The organism is Agrobacterium leguminum, from assembly GCF_005144435.2.
In the GTDB taxonomy this organism is placed as follows: Bacteria; Pseudomonadota; Alphaproteobacteria; order Rhizobiales; family Rhizobiaceae; genus Agrobacterium; species Agrobacterium leguminum.
In genome coordinates, this window is record NZ_CP120211.1 from 865,732 (window position 1) to 885,155 (window position 19,424).

The 19,424-nt window shown below is 60.8% G+C and carries 19 protein-coding genes and 1 tRNA gene; 19 read left to right on the plus strand and 1 reads right to left on the minus strand.

Features of this window, described 5'->3' with window-relative positions:
• The first annotated feature begins 21 nt into the window (after positions 1 to 21).
• From CFBP4996_RS04240 to CFBP4996_RS04260, 5 genes are all read left to right on the plus strand, one after another.
• Positions 22 to 654 carry a LysE family translocator gene (locus CFBP4996_RS04240; RefSeq protein WP_003520803.1) on the plus strand — a complete coding sequence of 211 codons (633 nt, stop codon included), beginning with the start codon at positions 22 to 24 and terminating at the stop codon, positions 652 to 654.
• Between the two features lie 163 nt (positions 655 to 817).
• Positions 818 to 1,264 carry a 6,7-dimethyl-8-ribityllumazine synthase gene (locus tag CFBP4996_RS04245; RefSeq protein WP_020809943.1) on the plus strand — a complete coding sequence of 149 codons (447 nt, stop codon included), beginning with the start codon at positions 818 to 820 and terminating at the stop codon, positions 1,262 to 1,264.
• A gap of 4 nt (positions 1,265 to 1,268) precedes the next feature.
• A complete protein-coding gene (nusB, locus tag CFBP4996_RS04250) occupies positions 1,269 to 1,766 on the plus strand; it encodes a transcription antitermination factor NusB (RefSeq protein ID WP_004441180.1) in 498 nt (165 codons plus the stop codon).
• A 21-nt stretch (positions 1,767 to 1,787) separates the two neighbouring features.
• Entirely contained in the window at positions 1,788 to 3,011 is a 1,224-nt protein-coding gene (locus tag CFBP4996_RS04255; protein ID WP_080852269.1) for an MFS transporter, read from the plus strand.
• A 218-nt stretch (positions 3,012 to 3,229) separates the two neighbouring features.
• Complete coding sequence (locus CFBP4996_RS04260) at positions 3,230 to 5,368, plus strand: sodium-translocating pyrophosphatase (protein WP_003520807.1); 2,139 nt, start codon at positions 3,230 to 3,232, stop codon at positions 5,366 to 5,368.
• Positions 5,369 to 5,444: 76 nt separating this feature from the next.
• Here the strand turns inward: CFBP4996_RS04260 and CFBP4996_RS04265 are convergent, their stop codons facing one another.
• Positions 5,445 to 5,975 carry an outer membrane protein assembly factor BamE gene (locus tag CFBP4996_RS04265; protein ID WP_003520808.1) on the minus strand — a complete coding sequence of 177 codons (531 nt, stop codon included), beginning with the start codon at positions 5,973 to 5,975 and terminating at the stop codon, positions 5,445 to 5,447.
• A gap of 271 nt (positions 5,976 to 6,246) precedes the next feature.
• Between CFBP4996_RS04265 and CFBP4996_RS04270 the strand changes: the two genes are divergently transcribed.
• The 14 genes from CFBP4996_RS04270 (at position 6,247) to CFBP4996_RS04335 (ending at position 19,424) form a co-directional block, all read left to right on the plus strand.
• Complete coding sequence (locus tag CFBP4996_RS04270; RefSeq protein WP_080852265.1) at positions 6,247 to 6,786, plus strand: ubiquinol-cytochrome C chaperone family protein; 540 nt, start codon at positions 6,247 to 6,249, stop codon at positions 6,784 to 6,786.
• A gap of 8 nt (positions 6,787 to 6,794) precedes the next feature.
• The gene (locus tag CFBP4996_RS04275; protein WP_059753164.1) at positions 6,795 to 7,358 is read left to right on the plus strand and encodes a YceD family protein; all 564 of its coding nucleotides are present in this window, start codon (positions 6,795 to 6,797) and stop codon (positions 7,356 to 7,358) included.
• A 98-nt stretch (positions 7,359 to 7,456) separates the two neighbouring features.
• Positions 7,457 to 8,518, plus strand: a complete 1,062-nt coding sequence (gene plsX, locus CFBP4996_RS04280) for a phosphate acyltransferase PlsX (RefSeq protein WP_035261625.1) — start codon at positions 7,457 to 7,459, stop codon at positions 8,516 to 8,518.
• Between the two features lie 4 nt (positions 8,519 to 8,522).
• Positions 8,523 to 9,494 (plus strand): beta-ketoacyl-ACP synthase III, encoded by a 972-nt coding sequence (locus tag CFBP4996_RS04285; RefSeq protein ID WP_059752548.1) that lies wholly within the window; start codon positions 8,523 to 8,525, stop codon positions 9,492 to 9,494.
• Positions 9,495 to 9,738: 244 nt separating this feature from the next.
• A complete protein-coding gene (locus CFBP4996_RS04290; protein WP_003502236.1) occupies positions 9,739 to 10,077 on the plus strand; it encodes an integration host factor subunit alpha in 339 nt (112 codons plus the stop codon).
• 274 nt (positions 10,078 to 10,351) lie between these two features.
• Positions 10,352 to 10,885: a MerR family transcriptional regulator gene (locus CFBP4996_RS04295; protein WP_003520813.1), complete on the plus strand. Its 534-nt coding sequence runs from the start codon at positions 10,352 to 10,354 to the stop codon at positions 10,883 to 10,885.
• Positions 10,886 to 11,048: 163 nt separating this feature from the next.
• Positions 11,049 to 11,777: a nuclease gene (locus CFBP4996_RS04300; RefSeq protein ID WP_080852264.1), complete on the plus strand. Its 729-nt coding sequence runs from the start codon at positions 11,049 to 11,051 to the stop codon at positions 11,775 to 11,777.
• A gap of 235 nt (positions 11,778 to 12,012) precedes the next feature.
• Positions 12,013 to 12,098 (plus strand) — tRNA-Leu (locus CFBP4996_RS04305).
• Positions 12,099 to 12,262: 164 nt separating this feature from the next.
• Positions 12,263 to 14,767, plus strand: coding sequence for a heavy metal translocating P-type ATPase (locus tag CFBP4996_RS04310; protein ID WP_162935886.1), 2,505 nt, complete (start codon positions 12,263 to 12,265; stop codon positions 14,765 to 14,767).
• Positions 14,768 to 14,779: 12 nt separating this feature from the next.
• Positions 14,780 to 15,790 (plus strand): 2Fe-2S iron-sulfur cluster-binding protein, encoded by a 1,011-nt coding sequence (locus tag CFBP4996_RS04315; RefSeq protein ID WP_080853185.1) that lies wholly within the window; start codon positions 14,780 to 14,782, stop codon positions 15,788 to 15,790.
• An 11-nt stretch (positions 15,791 to 15,801) separates the two neighbouring features.
• On the plus strand, positions 15,802 to 16,290 hold the full coding sequence (cueR, locus tag CFBP4996_RS04320; protein ID WP_003520818.1) for a Cu(I)-responsive transcriptional regulator: 489 nt from the start codon (positions 15,802 to 15,804) through the stop codon (positions 16,288 to 16,290).
• A gap of 72 nt (positions 16,291 to 16,362) precedes the next feature.
• On the plus strand, positions 16,363 to 17,307 hold the full coding sequence (locus CFBP4996_RS04325; RefSeq protein WP_080852263.1) for an ABC transporter permease: 945 nt from the start codon (positions 16,363 to 16,365) through the stop codon (positions 17,305 to 17,307).
• On the plus strand, positions 17,297 to 18,202 hold the full coding sequence (locus tag CFBP4996_RS04330; protein WP_020810437.1) for an ABC transporter permease: 906 nt from the start codon (positions 17,297 to 17,299) through the stop codon (positions 18,200 to 18,202). Before CFBP4996_RS04325 ends, CFBP4996_RS04330 begins: the two co-directional genes overlap by 11 nt.
• A 139-nt stretch (positions 18,203 to 18,341) precedes the next feature.
• Positions 18,342 to 19,424, plus strand: coding sequence for an ABC transporter ATP-binding protein (locus CFBP4996_RS04335; RefSeq protein WP_080852262.1), 1,083 nt, complete (start codon positions 18,342 to 18,344; stop codon positions 19,422 to 19,424).

Sequence of the window (19,424 nt, forward strand, 5' to 3'; positions counted from 1 at the left end):
ACGGGGTAGGGGAAATACATCATGCCGTCCTTCGAACTGCTGACCGCCTTTTTCATAACCACCGCCTTGTTCGCCTATATCCCCGGTCCGGCCATGCTTTATGCGGCGGCGCAGACCATGGCGCGCGGCCGGTTTGCCGGGCTGATGGCGGTGCTTGGAATCCATGTCGGCTGCTATTTCCACATCTTTGCCTCTGCGGCAGGGCTTTCGGTGCTGTTTCAGGCCGTGCCGTGGCTTTATCTCGCCGTGAAGCTCTGCGGCGCGCTGTATCTTGTGTGGCTCGGCTTCTCGATGCTGCGCAGCAAGCTCGAAGGTGAGGCGGTCAATCTGGCCATCGAGCCGAAATCGGCCCGCCGCGCCTTTGTCGACAGCATCATCGTCGATGTGCTCAATCCGAAGACAGCACTGTTCTTTCTGGCCTTCCTGCCGCAATTCGTGGACCCTGCGGCAGCCTTTCCGGTCTGGCTGCAATTGCTGATCCTCGGCATTGCCGTCAATTTCATTTTCTCCTCGGCCGATCTCGTCGGGGTGCTTCTCGCGGGCGCCATGGTTGGGCGTTTGAAGCGTTCCGGCACGGTGCAGGTGCTTGCCCGGCGCGCGGCCGGGACGGTGTTGATGGGGCTCGGCGTCCATCTAGCCTTCCAGAAAACCTGATTGTCGCGGAGCCTCGCCGGAAGGCGTGAAACCCGGCCAAATGCCTTGCAGACGCGGCCCCTCGCGCCGCTGATACATGAAATTACTTGCCAAAAACGGCCAGCCGTGGTTTGACCGCCGCAAAAGCCGGTATGATCCGGCATCAAGCTTTCAGGAAAATATCATGTCCAAACCCCATCTTCTTATCGTGGAAGCACGTTTTTACGACGATATGGCGGATGCCCTTCTCGAAGGCGCGAAATTCGCCCTCGATGAAGCCGGCGCCACCTATGACGTCATCACCGTTCCCGGTGCGCTGGAAATCCCCGCCGCTATCGCCATGGCGCTTGACGGTGCTGACAATGACGGCACGGAATATGACGGTTTCGTCGCGCTCGGCATGGTAATCCGTGGCGAGACCTACCACTTCGACATCGTCTCCAACGAATCCTCCCGCGCCCTGATGGATCTTGCCGTCAGCGAATCGCTGCCGATCGGCAACGGCATCCTCACCGTCGAGAATGACGAGCAGGCATGGGCGCGCGTGCGTCGTTCCGACAAGGACAAGGGCGGTTTTGCGGCGCGTGCGGCGCTGACGATGATCGAGCTGAAGAAGAAGCTGGGTGGCTGAGCGCATGTCGAACGTTGAAAATGGCGGCGAACCGCGCCAGCCTTCGGTAAAGCCCGCCAACCAGCGCGGCGCGGCCCGCCTTGCGGCCGTGCAGGCGCTTTACCAGATGGATGTCGGCGGAACCGGCGTCATGGAAGTCGTGGCTGAATACGAAGCGCACCGTCTCGGGCAGGAAGTCGACGGCGATACCTATCTGAAGGCCGACCCGTCCTGGTTCCGTTCCATCGTTTCCGGCGTCGTCCGCGATCAGACGAAGATCGACCCGCTGGTTCGCTCCGCCCTTCTGGAAGACTGGCCGCTGTCGCGCCTCGATGCCACCGTGCGCGCCATCCTGCGTGCAGGCACTTTCGAGATTCTGGAGCGCAAGGACGTGCCGGTCGCCGTCATCGTCACGGAATATGTCGAAATCGCCCGTGCTTTCTTCGAGCATGACGAGCCCAAGCTGGTGAATGCGGTTCTGGACCGCATTGCCAAGCAGGTGCGCGGCGAGGCAAAACGCTAAAATACGTTAGGTGAGGAAGAGATGAGCGCGGTTTCCGTCCCCGGACTTGAAGTTCAACTGGACGAGGCGAAGCGCAACGTCTTCCTCCTCACCATCGCGCAGGCGATCATGGGATCGGCTGCGCCCCTGAGCTTCTCGGTCGGCGCACTTGCCGGCTATCAGCTGCTCGGCGCGGACAAGTCGCTGGCGACCGCGCCTCTCACCGGCTTCAATATCGGCGTTGCGCTTGGCGCGATCTGCGTGGCGGCTGCATCCCGCTTCCTCGGCCGCAAGGCAGGCTTCATGGTCGGCGCGCTGATGTGCTCCATCGGCGGCGGCATTGCCGCCGTGGCGCTCTTCCGTTCGGATTTCTGGCTGTTTGCCGTCGGCCTGCTGCTGATCGGCATTTCCGGCGGCTTTACGCAAAAAATCCGTTTCGCCGCAGCCGACGCCTCTCCATCCTTTTACAAGCCTAAGGCGATCTCCTGGATTTTGGCGGGCGGCATCATTTCCGCCATCGTTGGGCCGCAACTCGCCATCTTCGGCAAGGATTTTCTGGCGCCGGTCACCTTTGCCGGCGCTTTTCTGGCGCTCGTTCCGCTCGGCCTCGTTTCCATCGCCATTCTGGCGTTTCTGAAACTGCCCGACCCCAAGGCTGCGGCCGCCCATGTCGAATCGGCAAGGCCGCTGTCGGAAATCGTCCGCACGCAGCGTTTCGTCACCGGCATGATCTGCGGCATCGGTTCCTATGCCCTGATGACCTTCATGATGACCGGCGCACCGCTCGCCATGGTCGTCGGCTGCGGTTTCCCCACCGAACTCGCCACGCTCGGCATCCAGTGGCACGTTCTCGCCATGTTCGGCCCGAGCTTCTTCACCGGCATGCTGATTTCCCGATTCGGTTCGGAAAAAATCGTCGCGGCGGGCCTCATCGTGCTGATGGCCTGCGCCATCGTTGCCCATATGGGCATAGAGCTGTGGAATTTCTGGGCGGCGCTCATCCTGCTCGGCCTCGGCTGGAATTTCGGCTTCATCGGCGCAACCGCCATCATCACCTCCAGTTACCGCCCGCATGAAGCGGACAAGGTGCAGGGTTTCCACGATATCGTGCTGTTTGGCGCCGTGGCGCTGTCATCCTTCTCTTCCGGCAAGGTGTTTACGGCCTGGGGCTGGTCGGTGATGAACCTCGTCATCTGGCCGGTTGCCGGGCTTTGCCTCCTGCTTGTCCTGTCACTCGTCCTGACAAGCCGCAAAAAAGCAGCCTGAGTCGCGCGCCGCACTCTACTCCTTTCAAGTTTCAGGCAAATTTGTGGGCTTGACGCGGCACCTCGCGCCAACGCAATCTCCGCTCCGAGGACATTTTTCCTTGGGAGGGGAACAAATGCCCAAGACGGGATTTGGGACAGGCCGTCCGCATCTCCCTGCACAAGGTTTCGCCACGCCGGGGAGGGAGTGAGACCCGGCCTTTTGGGAGGTAAGTGCGCATGACCGTAATACCCATAGTAATTTTATGCGGTGTCCTTTCCGTCGTTTACGCGGTATGGGCCACCAAAAGCGTTCTCGATGCCGATCAGGGCAACGAGCGTATGCGTGAAATAGCAGGTTTTATCCGTGAAGGTGCGCAGGCTTATCTCACCCGTCAATATCTCACCATCGCCATCGTCGGACTGATCGTCGCCATTCTGGCCTGGTATCTTCTGTCATCCATGGCAGCCATCGGCTTCCTCGTCGGCGCGGTGCTTTCAGGCGTTGCCGGCTTCGTTGGCATGCATGTCTCCGTGCGCGCCAATTTGCGCACCGCGCAGGCCGCCTCGCACAGCCTTTCTGCCGGTCTTGATATCGCTTTCAAGTCGGGCGCCATTACCGGCATGCTGGTGGCCGGTCTCGCGCTACTCGGCGTCTCGATCTATTATTTCATCCTCACCTCGGTGATGGGCCATCCGGCCGGCTCGCGTGAGGTGATCGATGCGCTGGTGTCGCTCGGCTTCGGCGCATCGCTGATCTCCATCTTCGCCCGCCTCGGCGGCGGCATCTTCACCAAGGGTGCGGATGTCGGCGGCGACCTCGTCGGCAAGGTGGAGGCCGGCATTCCCGAGGACGACCCGCGCAACCCGGCAACCATCGCCGACAATGTCGGCGACAATGTCGGCGACTGCGCCGGCATGGCCGCCGACCTCTTCGAGACCTATGCCGTCTCTGTCGTCGCGACCATGGTTCTCGCCGCGATCTTCTTTGCCGGAACGCCGATACTGGAAAGCGCCATGGTCTATCCGCTGGCGATCTGCGGCGCCTGCATCCTGACGTCGATTGCCGGCACCTTCTTCGTGAAGCTCGGCACCAACAATTCCATCATGGGGGCGCTCTACAAGGGCCTCATCGCCACCGGTGTCTTCTCGGTTGCGGGTCTTGCGGTCGCCACTCATGCCACGGTCGGCTGGGGCACGGTAGGCACGGTGGCCGGCATGGAAATCACCGGCACCAACCTCTTCTTCTGCGGATTGGTCGGTCTTGTCGTGACGGCGCTGATTGTCGTCATCACCGAATATTATACCGGCACCAACAAGCGGCCGGTCAACTCCATCGCCCAGGCCTCGGTCACGGGCCATGGCACCAACGTCATCCAGGGTCTTGCGGTCTCGCTGGAATCGACGGCGCTGCCGGCCATTGTCATCGTCGGTGGCATCATCGGAACCTACCAGCTCGGCGGCCTGTTCGGCACCGGCATCGCGGTCACCGCCATGCTCGGCCTTGCCGGCATGATCGTGGCGCTCGACGCCTTCGGCCCGGTCACGGACAATGCCGGCGGTATCGCCGAAATGGCCGGTCTCGATCCTGACGTACGCAAGGCGACCGATGCGCTGGACGCCGTCGGCAACACCACCAAGGCCGTCACCAAGGGTTATGCCATTGGCTCTGCCGGTCTCGGCGCACTGGTGCTGTTCGCCGCCTATGCCAATGACTTGTCCTACTTCGCCGCCAATGGCGATACCTATCCCTACTTCAAGGACATTGGCGAGATTTCTTTCAGCCTTGCCAATCCTTACGTGGTTGCCGGCCTGCTGTTCGGCGGCCTTATCCCCTATCTCTTCGGTGGTATCGCCATGACGGCGGTGGGCAAGGCGGCAAGCTCGATCGTCGAGGAAGTGCGCCGCCAGTTCCGCGAAAAGCCCGGCATCATGGCCGGAACGGAAAAGCCTGACTACGGCAAGGCCGTTGACCTACTGACACGGGCGGCGATCAAGGAAATGGTCATCCCGTCGCTCCTGCCGGTTCTGGCGCCGCTTGTCGTCTATTTCGGCGTGCTGGCCATTTCCGGCTCCAAGGCGTCGGCCTTCGCGGCGCTTGGCGCATCGCTGCTCGGCGTCATCATCAACGGCCTCTTCGTGGCGATTTCCATGACCTCCGGTGGCGGCGCATGGGACAATGCCAAGAAGAGCTTCGAAGACGGTTTCATCGACAAGGACGGCGTGCGCCACGTCAAGGGTTCGGACGCCCACAAGGCGTCGGTGACGGGCGATACGGTCGGCGATCCCTACAAGGATACCGCCGGTCCGGCCGTCAACCCGGCGATCAAGATCACCAATATCGTCGCGCTGCTGCTGCTTGCGGTTCTTGCCCACTGAGGGCTTGGGTTCCGACAAATGAAAAAGGCCCGGGGAGCGATCCCCGGGCCTTTGAATTTTCCGTTTCTTCTTCCGATCAGGGAGTGTTGTTGCCCTGACCGAGAATGCTCTTGGCGATATTGGCGCCCGAGGTACCGCCGGAAAGCAGCTGCTGCAGGAAGGTGAGGTCCTTGCCGCCCGTCGGCGTGGTGCGCGAAATCGTGTCGAAGACCTTGCCGTCCTGCAGCGTGTAGTTTGCCTTGCGCTCGATCACGCCGTCCTTGTTGAAGTAGATCGCGAGAATGTTCTGCTCGACCAGCGCCGGCTTCATGAAGGCCGCGCGGCGCACGCGCTTCTGCGAGATGTAATAGAAAACCTCGTTGCCGAAGGTCGCGGTGGTGGAGGGCGTGCCCATGGTCAGCAGAACCTGCTCGCGGCTCGAACCTTCCGGGATCAGCTGGAGCGACTGCTCGTCCATGACGTAGCCGTTATGGAACACATCGGTCGTGCTGCTGCAGGCGGAAAGCAGGCCGGATGCGAGGACGATTGCGATGGCGGTCTTGCTCAGAACATTGCCGTGACTTGCGGATTTCTGCTTGCTCAACTGCTTTTCCCCGACTGCGATCATGAATGGCACCTTCCGGCATTGCGTGGTGCACAGTGTCTGTGCACATGATTGTGTCAATCCGGGGACGGAAAATCCCGGTCACTCCCCAAATTCAATGCTTTCCCGGTCTTTTGGAACTCCTCCGGTTCTCTTCGACTGTTTCAGGCGAAAGACGAACGTGACCGCGACAGCATTGCAATTCGTGGATGCTTCGGTAAACCAGCTTTGACGATCATGCAACAAGTGCGATGGGCGGTAAGCGAATTCACCCGTCCCGTTCGGAAAAAAAACGATGATATTCGGGCTGTTCAAGAAGAAAAACAACAATCGCGCCATTGTCGACCGGCAATATGCGACTTTGACCGCCGCTGCCCGCACGCCCGCTTTCTATCTCGATCTCGGTGTTCCGGATACGGTCATGGGCCGCTTCGAGATGCTGTCGGTCATTATGATTCTCTATTTCCGCCGTACCAAATCCTCCGATGTGAGCGGGCAGGAAATTGCTCAGGAGATCGTCGACGCCTTTTTTCAGGACCTCGATCATTCCATCCGCGAACTGGGAATCGGCGATCAGGGCGTGCCGAAGCGCATGAAGAAATTCGCCGGCATGTTCTATGGGCGGCTCGAATCCTATGCGGCGGCGCTGGATGCTTCCGACCGCGTTGCCCTTGCCGCGGCGCTCCGGCGCAATATATATCCGCAGGTAGATGAGAAGGCGCCCGAGATGGAGGGGCTGGCAGGCTGGATGATGGACGCATCCACGGAACTTGCCGACCAGTCCGAAGACACAATAGCAACCGGAAGCCTGACGCTGCCCTTGCCTGGACGATGAGGTTCACGATGAACGCGCGACACCCTGCAAATGACGACCTGCCTTTTTCCTATCCCGTAAAGGTAGGCCATATTTCCGCCAATCCGGTCAGGATTGGTCTCGAAGCCAGTGCCGAGGAACTGAAGGCGCTGGCGAAATTCTGGAATGTGGTTTCCGTCGAATATCTGAAGGCGGAGCTGCAGGTTTCCCGCTGGAAGAAGGATGGCGTTAAGATCAAGGGCGAAGTGCATGCGGCGGTAACGCAATCCTGCGTCGTCACGCTGGAGCCGATCTCGAGCAAGATCGACGAGCCAGTCGAGCAGATTTTCGTTCCGGAAGGTTCGAAACTGGCGCGGATGGTGACCAATGAGGAAGGCGAGATCGTGCTCGACCCCGACGGCCCGGATATTCCCGACCAGTTCACCGGCGACAGCATCGATGTCGGCGCTGTGGTTGCCGAATTTGCGGCGCTCGCGATCGATCCCTATCCGCGTAAACCGGATGCGGAATTTGCCGAAGCGGCCGAAAAAGAGCCTGAAGAAGAAAAGCGCCCGTCGCCCTTTGCCGTGCTCAAAGATTGGAAAAAAGACTGAATGGCCCCGTTGGGCTGAAATAATTTTATTGTAACGAAGGCCGGAAAAGGTATTTTCGCGCAAAACCGCTGATTGGCGGGAAGAAGGATAAGGGACGAGTGATCAGAATTGCAATTGACGTCATGGGTGGCGATTTCGGCCCAGATGTTGCCATACCCGGTGCCGCCAAGGCGCTTGAACGGCACAACGATGTAACTTTTCTGCTCTACGGGCAGAAGAGCAAATGCGACCCCATTCTGGCACAATATCCCGCGCTTCGGGAAAAGTCGGTCTTTCACGATTGTGAAGTCTCGGTCAGCATGGACGAGAAGCCGAGCCAGGCGCTGCGCCGTGGCCGCTACGTCTCCAGCATGTGGCGCGCCATCGAGGCCGTGAAGCTCGGCGAGGCGGATGTCGCCGTTTCCGCCGGCAATACCGGCGCGCTGATGGCCATGGCGAAATTCTGTTTGCGCACCATGGCGCGGGTGGAACGCCCGGCAATCGCCGGCATCTGGCCGACGCTGAAGGGTGAAAGCATCGTGCTCGACATCGGCGCGACCATCGGCGCCGATTCCCAGCAGCTGCTGGATTTCGCCCTGATGGGCGGCGCCATGGCGCGTGCGCTTTTCGATATCGACCGGCCGACCGTCGGCCTGCTCAATGTCGGCGTCGAGGAGGTCAAGGGTCAGGAAGAGGTGCGTGAGGCCGGGCGCCTCATTCGCGAAGCCGATCTCGCCACCATCGATTATCGCGGTTTCGTCGAAGGCGACGATATCGGCAAGGGCACGGTGGATGTGGTGGTGACCGAAGGTTTCACCGGCAACATCGCGCTCAAGGCCGCCGAAGGCACCGCCCGCCAGATCACCACGCTGCTGCGTGAGGCGATCTCCCGCAGCTTCTTCGCCAAGATCGGTTATATCCTGGCGAAAAGCGCCTTCGATGTGCTTCGTGAAAAGATGGACCCGCGCAAGGTCAATGGCGGCGTGTTTCTGGGCCTGAACGGCATTGTCATCAAGAGCCATGGCGGCACGGATGCCATCGGTTTTGCCTCCGCCGTCGATGTCGGCTACGACATGGTCCACAACGGCCTGACGGCCAAGATTGAAAATGATCTGAAGATTTACCACGCAAGACGGCTTCCGCCCCCGGCGCCCGAAGCTCTCGTGGCTGACGAGGAATAAGGGAATGATCCGCTCTATAGTCCGTGGTTTCGGGGCAGCGCTTCCGAAGCGTGTCATGACCAACAGCGAAATCGAAGGGGTCGTCGAGACTTCCGACGAATGGATCGTGCAGCGCACGGGCATCAAGCAGCGCTATATCGCCGGCGAAGGTGAAACAACCGCGTCGCTCGGCGAAGCGGCGGCGCGCGCCGCGCTCGACAATGCCGGCCTGACGCCCGACGATATCGACCTCATCATTCTGGCCACCTCGACCCCGGACAATACCTTTCCGGCAACGGCGGTGAACATCCAGAACCGTCTTGGCATGACCCATGGTTTCGCCTTCGATATGCAGGCCGTCTGCTCCGGTTTCGTTTATGCCGTATCGACCGCCGATCTTTATATTCGCGGCGGCATGGCCAAGCGCGTTCTGGTGATCGGTTCCGAAACCTTCTCGCGCATCCTCGACTGGAAGGACCGCACCACCTGCGTTCTCTTCGGCGACGGCGCCGGCGCGCTGGTTCTGGAGGCCGGCGAAGGCGAGGGCACTTCTGCCGATCGCGGCATTCTGACGGCGCAGCTTCGCTCCGACGGCTCGCACAAGGAAAAGCTCTATGTCGATGGCGGACCTTCCACCACAGGAACGGTCGGTCATCTGCGCATGGAAGGCCGGGAAGTGTTCAAGCACGCCGTCGGCATGATCACCGACGTCATCGAACAGGCCTTCGAGGCGACGGGCACGACGTCCGACGATCTCGACTGGCTGGTTCCGCATCAGGCCAACAAGCGCATCATCGACGGTTCTGCGAAGAAGCTCAACATCGACCCGGAAAAGGTCGTCATCACCGTCGATCAGCACGGCAATACCTCGGCCGCTTCCATTCCGCTGGCGCTCGCCGTTGCCGCCGGTGACGGACGCATCAAGAAGGGCGATCTGGTCATGCTGGAGGCCATGGGCGGCGGCTTCACCTGGGGCGCGGTGCTGCTGCGCTGGTAAAGGCCTGATTTCCGCGTTTGCCGGGGCGATGGCGCGAAATCGGTTGTGATTTTCGCGCTCTCGCCCCGATCGGAAGCGCCGGAGCGGCCCGAGCCTGTGTCAAAACCGTATCACTCGCTCTAAGCCCTTGCACTGATTGCCGAAAGCCTCAAATGAATCTGGAACAATCCCTTGACCGGTCGCCACAAGGGAAATAATCTCGGCGGCTCCTAGAGAAGAGTTCAGACACGGTTTGTGGGGAAAAATGGCCGGGAAGACAGTGACACGCGCAGATCTTGCAGAATCTGTGTTTCGTAAAGTCGGGCTGTCCCGCACCGAATCCGCCGAACTGGTCGAGACGATCATCGACGAAATATGCAACGCGATCACGCGTGGCGAAGTCGTCAAGCTTTCGTCCTTCGCGACATTCCAGATACGGGAAAAGAACGAGCGTATCGGCCGCAACCCGAAGACGGGTGAGGAAGTTCCGATTTCCCCACGTCGCGTCATGACCTTCAAGGCCTCGAACGTGCTGAAGCAGCGCATTCTGAAGGCCCATACGGCCCGCAAGGCCAAGCAGAAGGGCCAGAAGGCCGGGGCATAATCCCTCTCTCAAGGTCCAGGCGAGACGCCTTTTTTGCCGTATCGCAAGCCTTTTTCCCCATTCTTCTTGTGAACACACTTGAATTTCAACGTGCAAGCCGTTGAAATCCGGTCGACTCACATCATAATCAATTTTAGTGATTTGTATCTCGCCGCAACGGCGTCGGCGCGGGGTCGTAACCGACTTTGCGTGGTGTTTGACCGGCGGGTGAAAAGCGTTCTCGTTCAGTGTCCGGCCGGATGCATGGCGCTCCGGTTCGGATGGGAGTGGAAATTTGGATAAAAGCCCCGACGCGTTTCGGACGATCAGTGAAGTGGCGGATGAGCTGAACCTGCCGCAGCATGTGCTGCGTTTCTGGGAAACACGTTTTCCGCAGATCAAGCCGATGAAACGGGGCGGGGGCCGCCGTTATTACCGTCCTGACGATATCGATCTCCTGAAGGGCATTCGTCACCTTCTTTATGACCATGGTTACACCATCAAGGGCGTGCAGAAGCTGCTGAAAGCCAATGGCAACCGCTTCGTGGCGGCCATCGCCTCCGGTGATCTTGCGACCATGGAAGCCATCATGGCGGCGAGCGGTGAAAAGGAAGTCGCCGAACCGCGTGTCGTCGATACCGATGGGGACGAGGTCGTCGGTCGCCCGAAGGCCAAGCCAAGCGGCCGTTTTTTCGGCTTCGGCGGTGGCGGCGGCGATGCGGAAATATCGGTCGGCAAGTCGAGCATCGGCAAGGACGATCAGGCGCTTTTGCAGGAAGCCCTGTTCGATCTCCTCGAATGCAAGCGCCTTCTCGATCAGGTTCGCTGAGGGTTTATCCACAGCTCATTTGCGTGCTTTCCATTCGGGAAATCGAGAAAACAAGGGGTTAAGGCGTTTTCCCGATTCTCTGAAAAACGAAAACGCCCGGCAATGCCAACCTTTCGGAAACTCCTTTGGCCGATAATGCGGCTCCGTAAAAAGGAGTCCGATCGTGAGCAATCGAAAATCGACAGCACGACGCCGCACGGCGAAGAAATCGGGTGGCGGCAGCGTTTGGCCATGGGTGCTGATGCTGGGCGTCGTTGCCGGCGGCATTCAAGCTTACGAACATCGCGACAGTCTTTTGCCGCAGCGTCATGTTGCAAAGGCGACATCTCCGGCCACGAGTTCTTCGAAAGTCGCGATGGCGGCCAAACGCGATTCCGTCACGCCGGAAAAAGTGGCGTCCATCCGCCCCGCATTGCCGGCTCTACCCGGCAACGGCCCGGTGCAGCCGCGCCCGATCGCCATGCCATCCGCCTCGCAGCCGAGCCAGGTCGCCGCTATCCTGCCGGAAACCCGTCCTTCGGTCGAAAAAATCTCGCTCGGTGAAAAAAGCGGTATTTTTGCCTTTTGCGGTCGTTCCGGCCTCAACAATTGCGTGGCCGATGGCAACACCTTCTGGATGAAGGGCGTGAAAATGCAGCTTGCCGGCATAGAAGTGCCGCAGATCGACCGGGCGCGCTGCATGGAAGAGCGCCAGCGCGGCTTCGTTGCGAAGGTCAGGCTTCGTGACATGCTGAATGCCGGCGCCTTCGATGTGGCGTCCTCCGGTGCTGCGGGCGGCCAATCCATGGAACGCAAACGGCTTTCGCGTTCGGGCGTATCCTTCGCCGATCAACTTGTGCGGGAAGGGCTCGCGCATCCGGCATCGGCAAAAAATCAGTCCTGGTGTGGCTAAAGCGTTCTCGCTTTTCTTCGAATCGCGAAAACGCTCCGGCTCTTTGTTTGCCGCATTTCCGGACGGAAAACCGGGTCCCACTTTTCCTGGAAATGCTCCGAGGCCCCGTTGACCGAAACGGTTCGGCCTGTGTAGATGAGGCTCAGTCGTGTTTGGGACCGGCCCCAGCGCCGGGCGCCAGAAGCATGACGATTTTTTGCAGCGCCCCGACCGAAACGGTACGCGGCGCGGCAATGCGGACGTGGCGAAATCGGTAGACGCAGCAGACTTAAAATCTGCCGACCATTGGTCTTGCGGGTTCAAGTCCCGCCGTCCGCACCACTTTTTTCCCTGACTTATCGTCTGTGTCCACTTTCTGAGCCGGCGTAAAACGCCCGTTCACGTGCACGGCATCGTCACTTGAAAATCATCAAAAAGAACCTATTGACCTTGCCACGATGGGAAGCCCTATCTTTTTTTTAACACAGAAAAGAGGGGTCATACGCATGTCACAAATGGAGATCCGGGCGAGCCATCAGATTGCGATCGATGGCATGACATGCGCCTCCTGTGTCGGACGCGTGGAAAAGGCCATTGCCAAGGTGCCGGGCGTTCTGAAAGCTTCGGTCAATCTGGCAACGGAACGTGCCGACATTTCCTTCTCCGGGCCGCCGGATGTGCCGGCCGTTATCGAGGCGGTGCGGCAGGCCGGTTACAGCGTTGAAGAGAAAACCATCGAACTCGATATTGAGGGCATGACCTGCGCCTCCTGCGTCGGACGTGTCGAAAAGGCGTTGAAGGCCGTTTCCGGTGTTTCCGGTGCAAGCGTCAATCTGGCGACGGAACGCGCCACCGTCCGCGTCGCCGGCAACGCCGCCTCTGCGGCCAACCTTTCGGATGCCATCAAACGGGCGGGCTATAAGGCGAACGAGGTTGTTGCCGACAAAGCCACGGATGGAGAGCAGGACAAGCGCGAGGCGGAACTGCGCAGCCTCAAAATCAGCCTCGCCGTCGCCGTTGTTCTGACGCTACCCGTTTTCGTGCTGGAAATGGGATCGCATCTGGTGCCCGCCATCCATGATTTCGTGATGGAAACGGTCGGCATGCAGGAAAGCTGGTATTTGCAATTTGCGCTGACGACGCTGGTTCTGTTCGGGCCCGGCCTGCGCTTCTTCAAAAAGGGCATACCCGCACTTCTGCGGCTGGCGCCGGACATGAATTCGCTCGTCGTGCTGGGCACCGCCGCCGCCTGGGGATTTTCGGTTGTCGCAACCTTCATGCCCAAAATCCTGCCGAGCGGCACGGCCAATGTCTATTACGAGGCGGCGGCGGTCATCGTCACGCTCATCCTTCTCGGACGTTTTCTGGAAGCGCGCGCCAAAGGCCGCACCAGCGAGGCGATAAAGCGGCTCGTCGGCCTGCAGGCCAAGTCCGCTCGCGTGCTGCGCGATGGCGAAACCATCGATGTGCCGTTGCAGGATGTGCGCACTGGCGATGTGATCGTCGTTCGCCCCGGCGAGAAAGTGCCGGTCGATGGGCTGGTCCTCAGTGGCTCTTCCTATGTCGATGAATCGATGATCACAGGCGAACCGGTGCCGGTCACCAAGGCGGCGGGGTCCGAAGTCGTCGGCGGCACGGTCAACCGCAACGGTTCTTTCACCTTCCGCGCCACCAAGGTCGGCGCCGATACGCTGATCGCCCAGATCATCCGCATGGTCGAGGAGGCGCAGGCCGACAAGCTGCCCATTCAGGCGCTGGTGGACAAGGTGACCAACTGGTTCGTGCCGGCGGTGATGCTGGCAGCGCTCGCCACCTTCATCGTCTGGTTCATGTTCGGGCCTGATCCGGCCTTGACCTTCGCGCTCGTCAATGCGGTTGCGGTGCTTATCATCGCCTGTCCCTGCGCCATGGGCCTTGCCACGCCGACCTCGATCATGGTCGGCACCGGCCGCGCCGCCGAAATGGGCGTGCTGTTCCGCCGCGGCGATGCGCTCCAGACGCTCCGCGATGCCGATGTGATCGCCGTCGACAAGACCGGCACCCTGACGCTCGGCAAGCCGAAACTGGTGCATTTTACCACGACAGAGGGCTTCGATGCGGATGAGGTGTTGCGCCTCGTCGCCTCGCTGGAGAACCATTCCGAACATCCGATTGCCGAAGCGATCGTTGAGGCTGCGAAACATGGCGGCCTGACGCTTGCCGATGCGGAAGGCTTCGAGGCGACCCCCGGATTTGGTGTTGCAGCCATGGTCGACGGCCGCAGGGTGGAAGCGGGCGCGGACCGGTTCATGGCGAAGCTCGGTTACGATGTCGCGATGTTCGCAGACGATGCCGAGCGGCTGGGCAGGGAAGGGCAGTCACCGCTTTACGCCGCCGTCGATGGCAGGCTGGCCGCGATCGTCGCGGTTGCCGATCCGGTCAAGCAAACCACCCCGGAAGCGATTGCGGCGCTGCATGCGCTCGGCCTCAAGGTCACGATGATCACGGGTGACAATCGCCGCACCGCTGAAGCCATCGCCCGCCGCCTCGGCATTGACGAGGTTGTTGCGGAAGTGCTGCCCGACGGCAAGGTGGAGGCCGTCAAGAGGCTTGCCGCCGGCGGGCGACGTGTCGCCTTTGTCGGCGATGGCATCAACGATGCGCCGGCGCTGGCCGCCGCCGATGTCGGCCTTGCTATCGGCACGGGCACGGATGTCGCCATTGAAAGCGCCGATGTGGTGCTGATGTCTGGCGATTTGCGCGGCGTCGCCAATGCCATCGCGCTCTCCAAGGCCACGATCCGCAATATCGGCCAGAATCTGTTCTGGGCCTTCGCTTACAATGCCGCTCTCGTTCCCGTGGCGGCCGGAATATTGTATCCTGTCAACGGCGTTCTGCTGTCGCCTGTCCTTGCCGCCGGAGCCATGGCGCTTTCCAGCGTCTTCGTATTGACGAACGCGCTGCGCCTGAAAAGCTTCCGCGCGCCGCTGGTGGACAGATCGTCCGGCATGCAGCTCGCAGCGGCCGAATAGGAGGCGGACATGATGACGCCTGGCAACACAATCTATCTGCCGCAGATCGGACGCAGCATCATGGCGGCGCAGGGTGAGACCGTGCTTCAGGCCGCACTGGCGGCAGGGGTTACTTATCCGCATGGCTGTCGCATGGGCCGCTGCGGCGCCTGCAAGTCTCATCTCATTTCCGGCGAAATCGATCTTCTCAAGCATACGCCCTTCTCCTTGACCGAAGAGGATAAAGCCGATGGCCTGACGCTCGCCTGCCGTGCCGTGCCGCTGAGCGACATGACGATCAGCTGGCTCGACGGGGCGGATGAGATCGCCGATATTCCGACCGGCCGCTTTGAGGGCGTGGTTGCGGAGGCGGTGGACGCGACGCATGATATCAAGCTCATCCGCATCCGGCTTGACGATCGCGGGCGGTTTACCTTCAAACCCGGACAATATGTGCGCCTGCTTTATCCCGACTGTTCGCCGCGCGATTATTCCATTGCCAGCAGGGTGGATGAGGAACTGATTGAATTCCACATCCGGCATGTTCCCGGCGGCATGACGAGCAGCCGCATCTTCTCGCTCGCCAGCGCGGGTGACCCCGTCACGATAGTCGGGCCTTTCGGCTCTTCGTTCCTGCGGGAAAAACATTGCGGGCCGATCCTCGGCATTGCCGGCGGTTCGGGGCTCGCTCCCGTCAAGGCCGTTGTCGAGGCGGCGCTCGCAACGGGCCGCGAACGACCGGTTCATGTCTATTTCGGCGCGCGCGCCGAGCGTGATCTCTATATGCTCGACCGCTTCGGCGATCTTGCCGCGCGGCATGGCAACCTGAGTTTCGTTCCGGTTCTCTCGCATGAGGAACATGCCGATATCCGGTGCGGTTATGTCGGTGCGGCCGTGGCGGATGATTTCGACGATCTCGATGGCTGGAAAGCCTATATTGCAGGCCCGCCGGCCATGATCGAGGCGACGGTGCCGCAGCTTCTGGCGCGCGGCATGCGCACCGCCGACATTCATGCAGACGTGTTTTTCACCCCGGAAAGATAGGAGCAGGATCGATGAATATTGGCACAGCCGCCACCGCATCCGGTGTTTCTGCGAAGATGATCAGGCACTACGAGACAATCGGCCTGATCAAATCGGCAAACCGCACGGAGTCGGGATACAGGGTCTATACGGCCAATGATCTGGAAACGCTGCGTTTCATCCGGCGCGGACGCGATCTCGGCTTTTCCATCGAAAAGATCAGGCAGCTCATGACGCTCTGGCGCGATCCGGGCGGCGCCTCCTGCGATGTCAAACGCATCGTCATGGAACATGTCGTCGATCTGGAAGCGAAGATGCATACGCTTCGCGAGATGGCCGACACGCTGCGAAACCTCGCAACCTATTGCCCTGACAACGGTGAGCCGGATTGCCCGATCATCCATGATCTCGCCCATGCCGAGGATATCGATTTTACGACCGTGGCCATCGTGCCCAAGCGCACCGGAATGCTGAAGGGCACCTCCGGTCCGGTGATGGATCTACAGCGCCCGGTGAAATAAGCGGCCGTTTTCCTTTGGGAAACGGGCGTGGATTGCAGTGCAGACGCCAATTGTGGTGAAGGAGACCAAGCCATGTGGATACAGATAATACAGCGCTTCCTTATTCTGTGCCTGATGCTGGCGATCGTGTCCGTCATCGCGTTTCTTTTGCCCTATATGGCGGGCGGCGATCCGGCCCGCACCATTCTCATGTCGCGCATGCGCGATACGGCTCTCGATCCGCATGCGGTCGAGGCGCTCAGGGTCAGCCTCGGACTGGACCGCCCGCTCTATGTGCAATATTTCGCATGGTTGTCGGGCGCGCTGCGGGGCGATCTCGGATTTTCCTTCACCAGCAGCCAGCCGGTCTCCGCCGAGCTTTTGCGGTCGCTCTGGGTGTCGGTGACGCTGGCGCTGACGGCGCTGGCGGTCGCGGTGGCCGTTGCCCTGCCGCTCGGCACTCTGGCCGCCATGCGGCCGGGCGGTCGGCTGGACAATTTCGCGACGCTGATGATCCAGACCTTCGTTGCAACGCCCGAATACTGGTTTGCGCCCATGTCGGCGCTGGTCTTCGCGCTCTATCTCGGCTGGTTGCCCTCGGCCGGATGGGATAGCTGGCGTTCGCTGGTGCTTCCCGCGCTTACCCTGACGCTGCGGCCGCTCGCCTATTTCACCCAGGTGACGCGCGCGGCAATGGCCGAGGTGCTGCGCGCGCCCTATATCACGGCGGCCCGCAGCCGCGGTCTCGGCATGCATGGCACGGTCATGCGCCATGGCATCCGTAACGGCTCGCTGCCGGTGGTCACCTTCTTCGCCCTGTGGCTTGCCGGCCTGCTTGGCGGATCGGTGGTCGTGGAAGTGATCTTCGCCATTCCCGGCATGGGCCGGCTTCTCTACGACGCCGTGGTCAATCGCGACATTCCGATGCTGCAGGGCGGTTTCATCTGCATCGTGGCGCTCTCCATCCTGATCAATACCCTGGCCGACAGCTTTTATGTCCTGATCAATCCAGCAATGCGAGCTCACCATGACCATTAGCCACTTCCCGAGCGCGTCTGCCGCCGCCATGCCGATGACCACGCCCAAGCGCCCTTCGAACCTCGCCCGGTTCACGGATTTCATCCGCCGCCGGCACTGGACTTTCTATGCGGGATCGGCGATTTTTCTCGTCATCATCCTGCTGCTGGTGATCGCACCGTGGATTTCGCCCTACGATCCGGCAAAGCAGAGCCTTCGGCTCAGGCTGAATGCGCCGAGCGCCGCCTATTGGCTTGGGACGGACCATCTCGGGCGCGATGTCTTGAGCCGGCTGTTGATCGGCGGCCGCTTCACGGTCACGATTGCCGCCATCACCGTCATTCTGTCGGTGGTGATCGGAACCTTCATCGGCATCATCAGCGGCCGCAGCCGTGGCATCCTCGACGAAGTGCTGATGCGCATCGTGGACCTGCTCATCGCCATACCGGACGTGGTGATCGCGATTTTCCTCGTCGCCATTTTCGGTCCGGGATATGGCACGCTGATCGCGTCGCTGACCATCGTTGGCTGGACACCTTTTGCGCGGCTGGCGCGGGGGCTGACGCTATCGATCAATTCCCGCGAATATATCCGCGCGGCAGAGGTGCTCGGCTGCACACGGCGCTTCATCATCTTCCGGCATATCATTCCCAACACGATCTGGCCCATCGCGGCCGTGGCGTTCCTGCGCTTTGGCCACAAGCTGATCACGGTGGGCGGATTGTCGTTTCTGGGCCTTGGCGTACAGCCGCCGGCCGCCGACTGGGCGCTGATGCTGGCCGATGCGCAGGCTTACGCGGAACGGATGCCCGTTCTCGTCATCGCACCGGGTCTGGCGATTTTCCTGGCGGCGCTCAGCGTGACGTGGATCGGCCATGGCCTGAACCTGGAAACGAAAAAAACCAACGGTCATTGATGCCTGCCAACGGGCAATGGTCGATTTGACGATTGTCAAACATAGATGACGCAACGGAACCGGAAGGAGAGTAATATCGTCTGAAGCCGCATGAAGAATACGCAATGCCTCCGATTCAATAAAAATAAGGGGAACTCTTATGAATATCGAAGGACAAACGCTTGCCAATACGGCCATGTCCCCTGAATGCGCACCGCTTCTGGAGATAGAGGACCTGCACGTTTCCGTGCCGGCGCAAAATGGCCGCAAGTTTGTTATTTCGGGCCTGACGCTTTCCGTCAACGCCGGAGAAGTCGTCGCTCTCGTCGGCGAATCCGGGTCGGGCAAGAGCATGACGGCGCTGTCGCTGATGCGGCTTTTGCCGCAGGGCGCGGAAATCAATTCCGGCCGTATTTCCTTTGCCGGGCGCGATATTCTCGCTCTTTCATCTTCCGAACTCGATGCGCTGCGCGGCGCCGATATCAGCATGCTGTTCCAGCAGCCGCAGGCCATGCTCGACCCGACCAGCCGGGTGAGGACGCAGGTGGCGGAGCCGCTCTGGATTCATCGTAAAATGAGCCGGCACGCCGCACTTAACCGGGTCGTAGGTCTCCTGTCGGACGTCGGCATTCCCGATCCGTCGGCGCGGGCGCAATGCTTCGCGCATGAGCTTTCCGGCGGCATGGCGCAACGTGTAATGATTGCGGCCGCACTTTCCGGCAATCCGCAGCTTCTGATCGCCGACGAACCGACGACGGCGCTTGATGTCACCGTCCAGGCACAAATCCTGCGCCTGCTCGACGACGAACGCCGCAAGCGCCGGCTTGCCACGCTGCTCATCACCCACGATCTCTCGGTCGTAGCCGCCTTCGCCGACCGGATCGCGGTCATGTATGCCGGCCGCATCGTGGAGGAGGGGCCGACCCAGGCAATCCTCAAGGCGCCGCAGCACCCCTATACCAAGGCGCTCATCAGCTGTTCGCTGTTGACCACCGACAGCGAAGGACAGTTGCTGACGATCCCCGGCTCCAGTGCGCAGGCCCATGACATGTCCTGTGGATGCCGGTTTCATCCGCGCTGCGCGCTTGCCAATTCGGCAGGTATGAGCGGCCGCTGCATGGCCTCGGAACCGGATCTGAATGCCTTGCCCGAAGGGCGCAAGGCGCGGTGCTGGGCGGTCGGCCACGACCATGCCAACCACGATCATGCCGGTCACGATCATGCCAGTCACACGGTCTGCTGA

Bases quoted from the DNA above. Each gene is read 5' to 3' on its own strand.
- CFBP4996_RS04240 (WP_003520803.1), top strand. From the start codon at position 22: ATGCCGTCCTTCGAACTGCTGACCGCCTTTTTCATAACCACCGCCTTG.
- CFBP4996_RS04245 (WP_020809943.1), top strand. From the start codon at position 818: ATGTCCAAACCCCATCTTCTTATCGTGGAAGCACGTTTTTACGACGAT.
- nusB (WP_004441180.1), top strand. From the start codon at position 1,269: ATGTCGAACGTTGAAAATGGCGGCGAACCGCGCCAGCCTTCGGTAAAG.
- CFBP4996_RS04255 (WP_080852269.1), top strand. From the start codon at position 1,788: ATGAGCGCGGTTTCCGTCCCCGGACTTGAAGTTCAACTGGACGAGGCG.
- CFBP4996_RS04260 (WP_003520807.1), top strand. From the start codon at position 3,230: ATGACCGTAATACCCATAGTAATTTTATGCGGTGTCCTTTCCGTCGTT.
- CFBP4996_RS04265 (WP_003520808.1), bottom strand. From the start codon at position 5,975: ATGATCGCAGTCGGGGAAAAGCAGTTGAGCAAGCAGAAATCCGCAAGT.
- CFBP4996_RS04270 (WP_080852265.1), top strand. From the start codon at position 6,247: ATGATATTCGGGCTGTTCAAGAAGAAAAACAACAATCGCGCCATTGTC.
- CFBP4996_RS04275 (WP_059753164.1), top strand. From the start codon at position 6,795: ATGAACGCGCGACACCCTGCAAATGACGACCTGCCTTTTTCCTATCCC.
- CFBP4996_RS04285 (WP_059752548.1), top strand. From the start codon at position 8,523: ATGATCCGCTCTATAGTCCGTGGTTTCGGGGCAGCGCTTCCGAAGCGT.
- CFBP4996_RS04290 (WP_003502236.1), top strand. From the start codon at position 9,739: ATGGCCGGGAAGACAGTGACACGCGCAGATCTTGCAGAATCTGTGTTT.
- CFBP4996_RS04310 (WP_162935886.1), top strand. From the start codon at position 12,263: ATGTCACAAATGGAGATCCGGGCGAGCCATCAGATTGCGATCGATGGC.
- CFBP4996_RS04315 (WP_080853185.1), top strand. From the start codon at position 14,780: ATGACGCCTGGCAACACAATCTATCTGCCGCAGATCGGACGCAGCATC.
- cueR (WP_003520818.1), top strand. From the start codon at position 15,802: ATGAATATTGGCACAGCCGCCACCGCATCCGGTGTTTCTGCGAAGATG.
- CFBP4996_RS04325 (WP_080852263.1), top strand. From the start codon at position 16,363: ATGTGGATACAGATAATACAGCGCTTCCTTATTCTGTGCCTGATGCTG.
- CFBP4996_RS04330 (WP_020810437.1), top strand. From the start codon at position 17,297: ATGACCATTAGCCACTTCCCGAGCGCGTCTGCCGCCGCCATGCCGATG.
- CFBP4996_RS04335 (WP_080852262.1), top strand. From the start codon at position 18,342: ATGAATATCGAAGGACAAACGCTTGCCAATACGGCCATGTCCCCTGAA.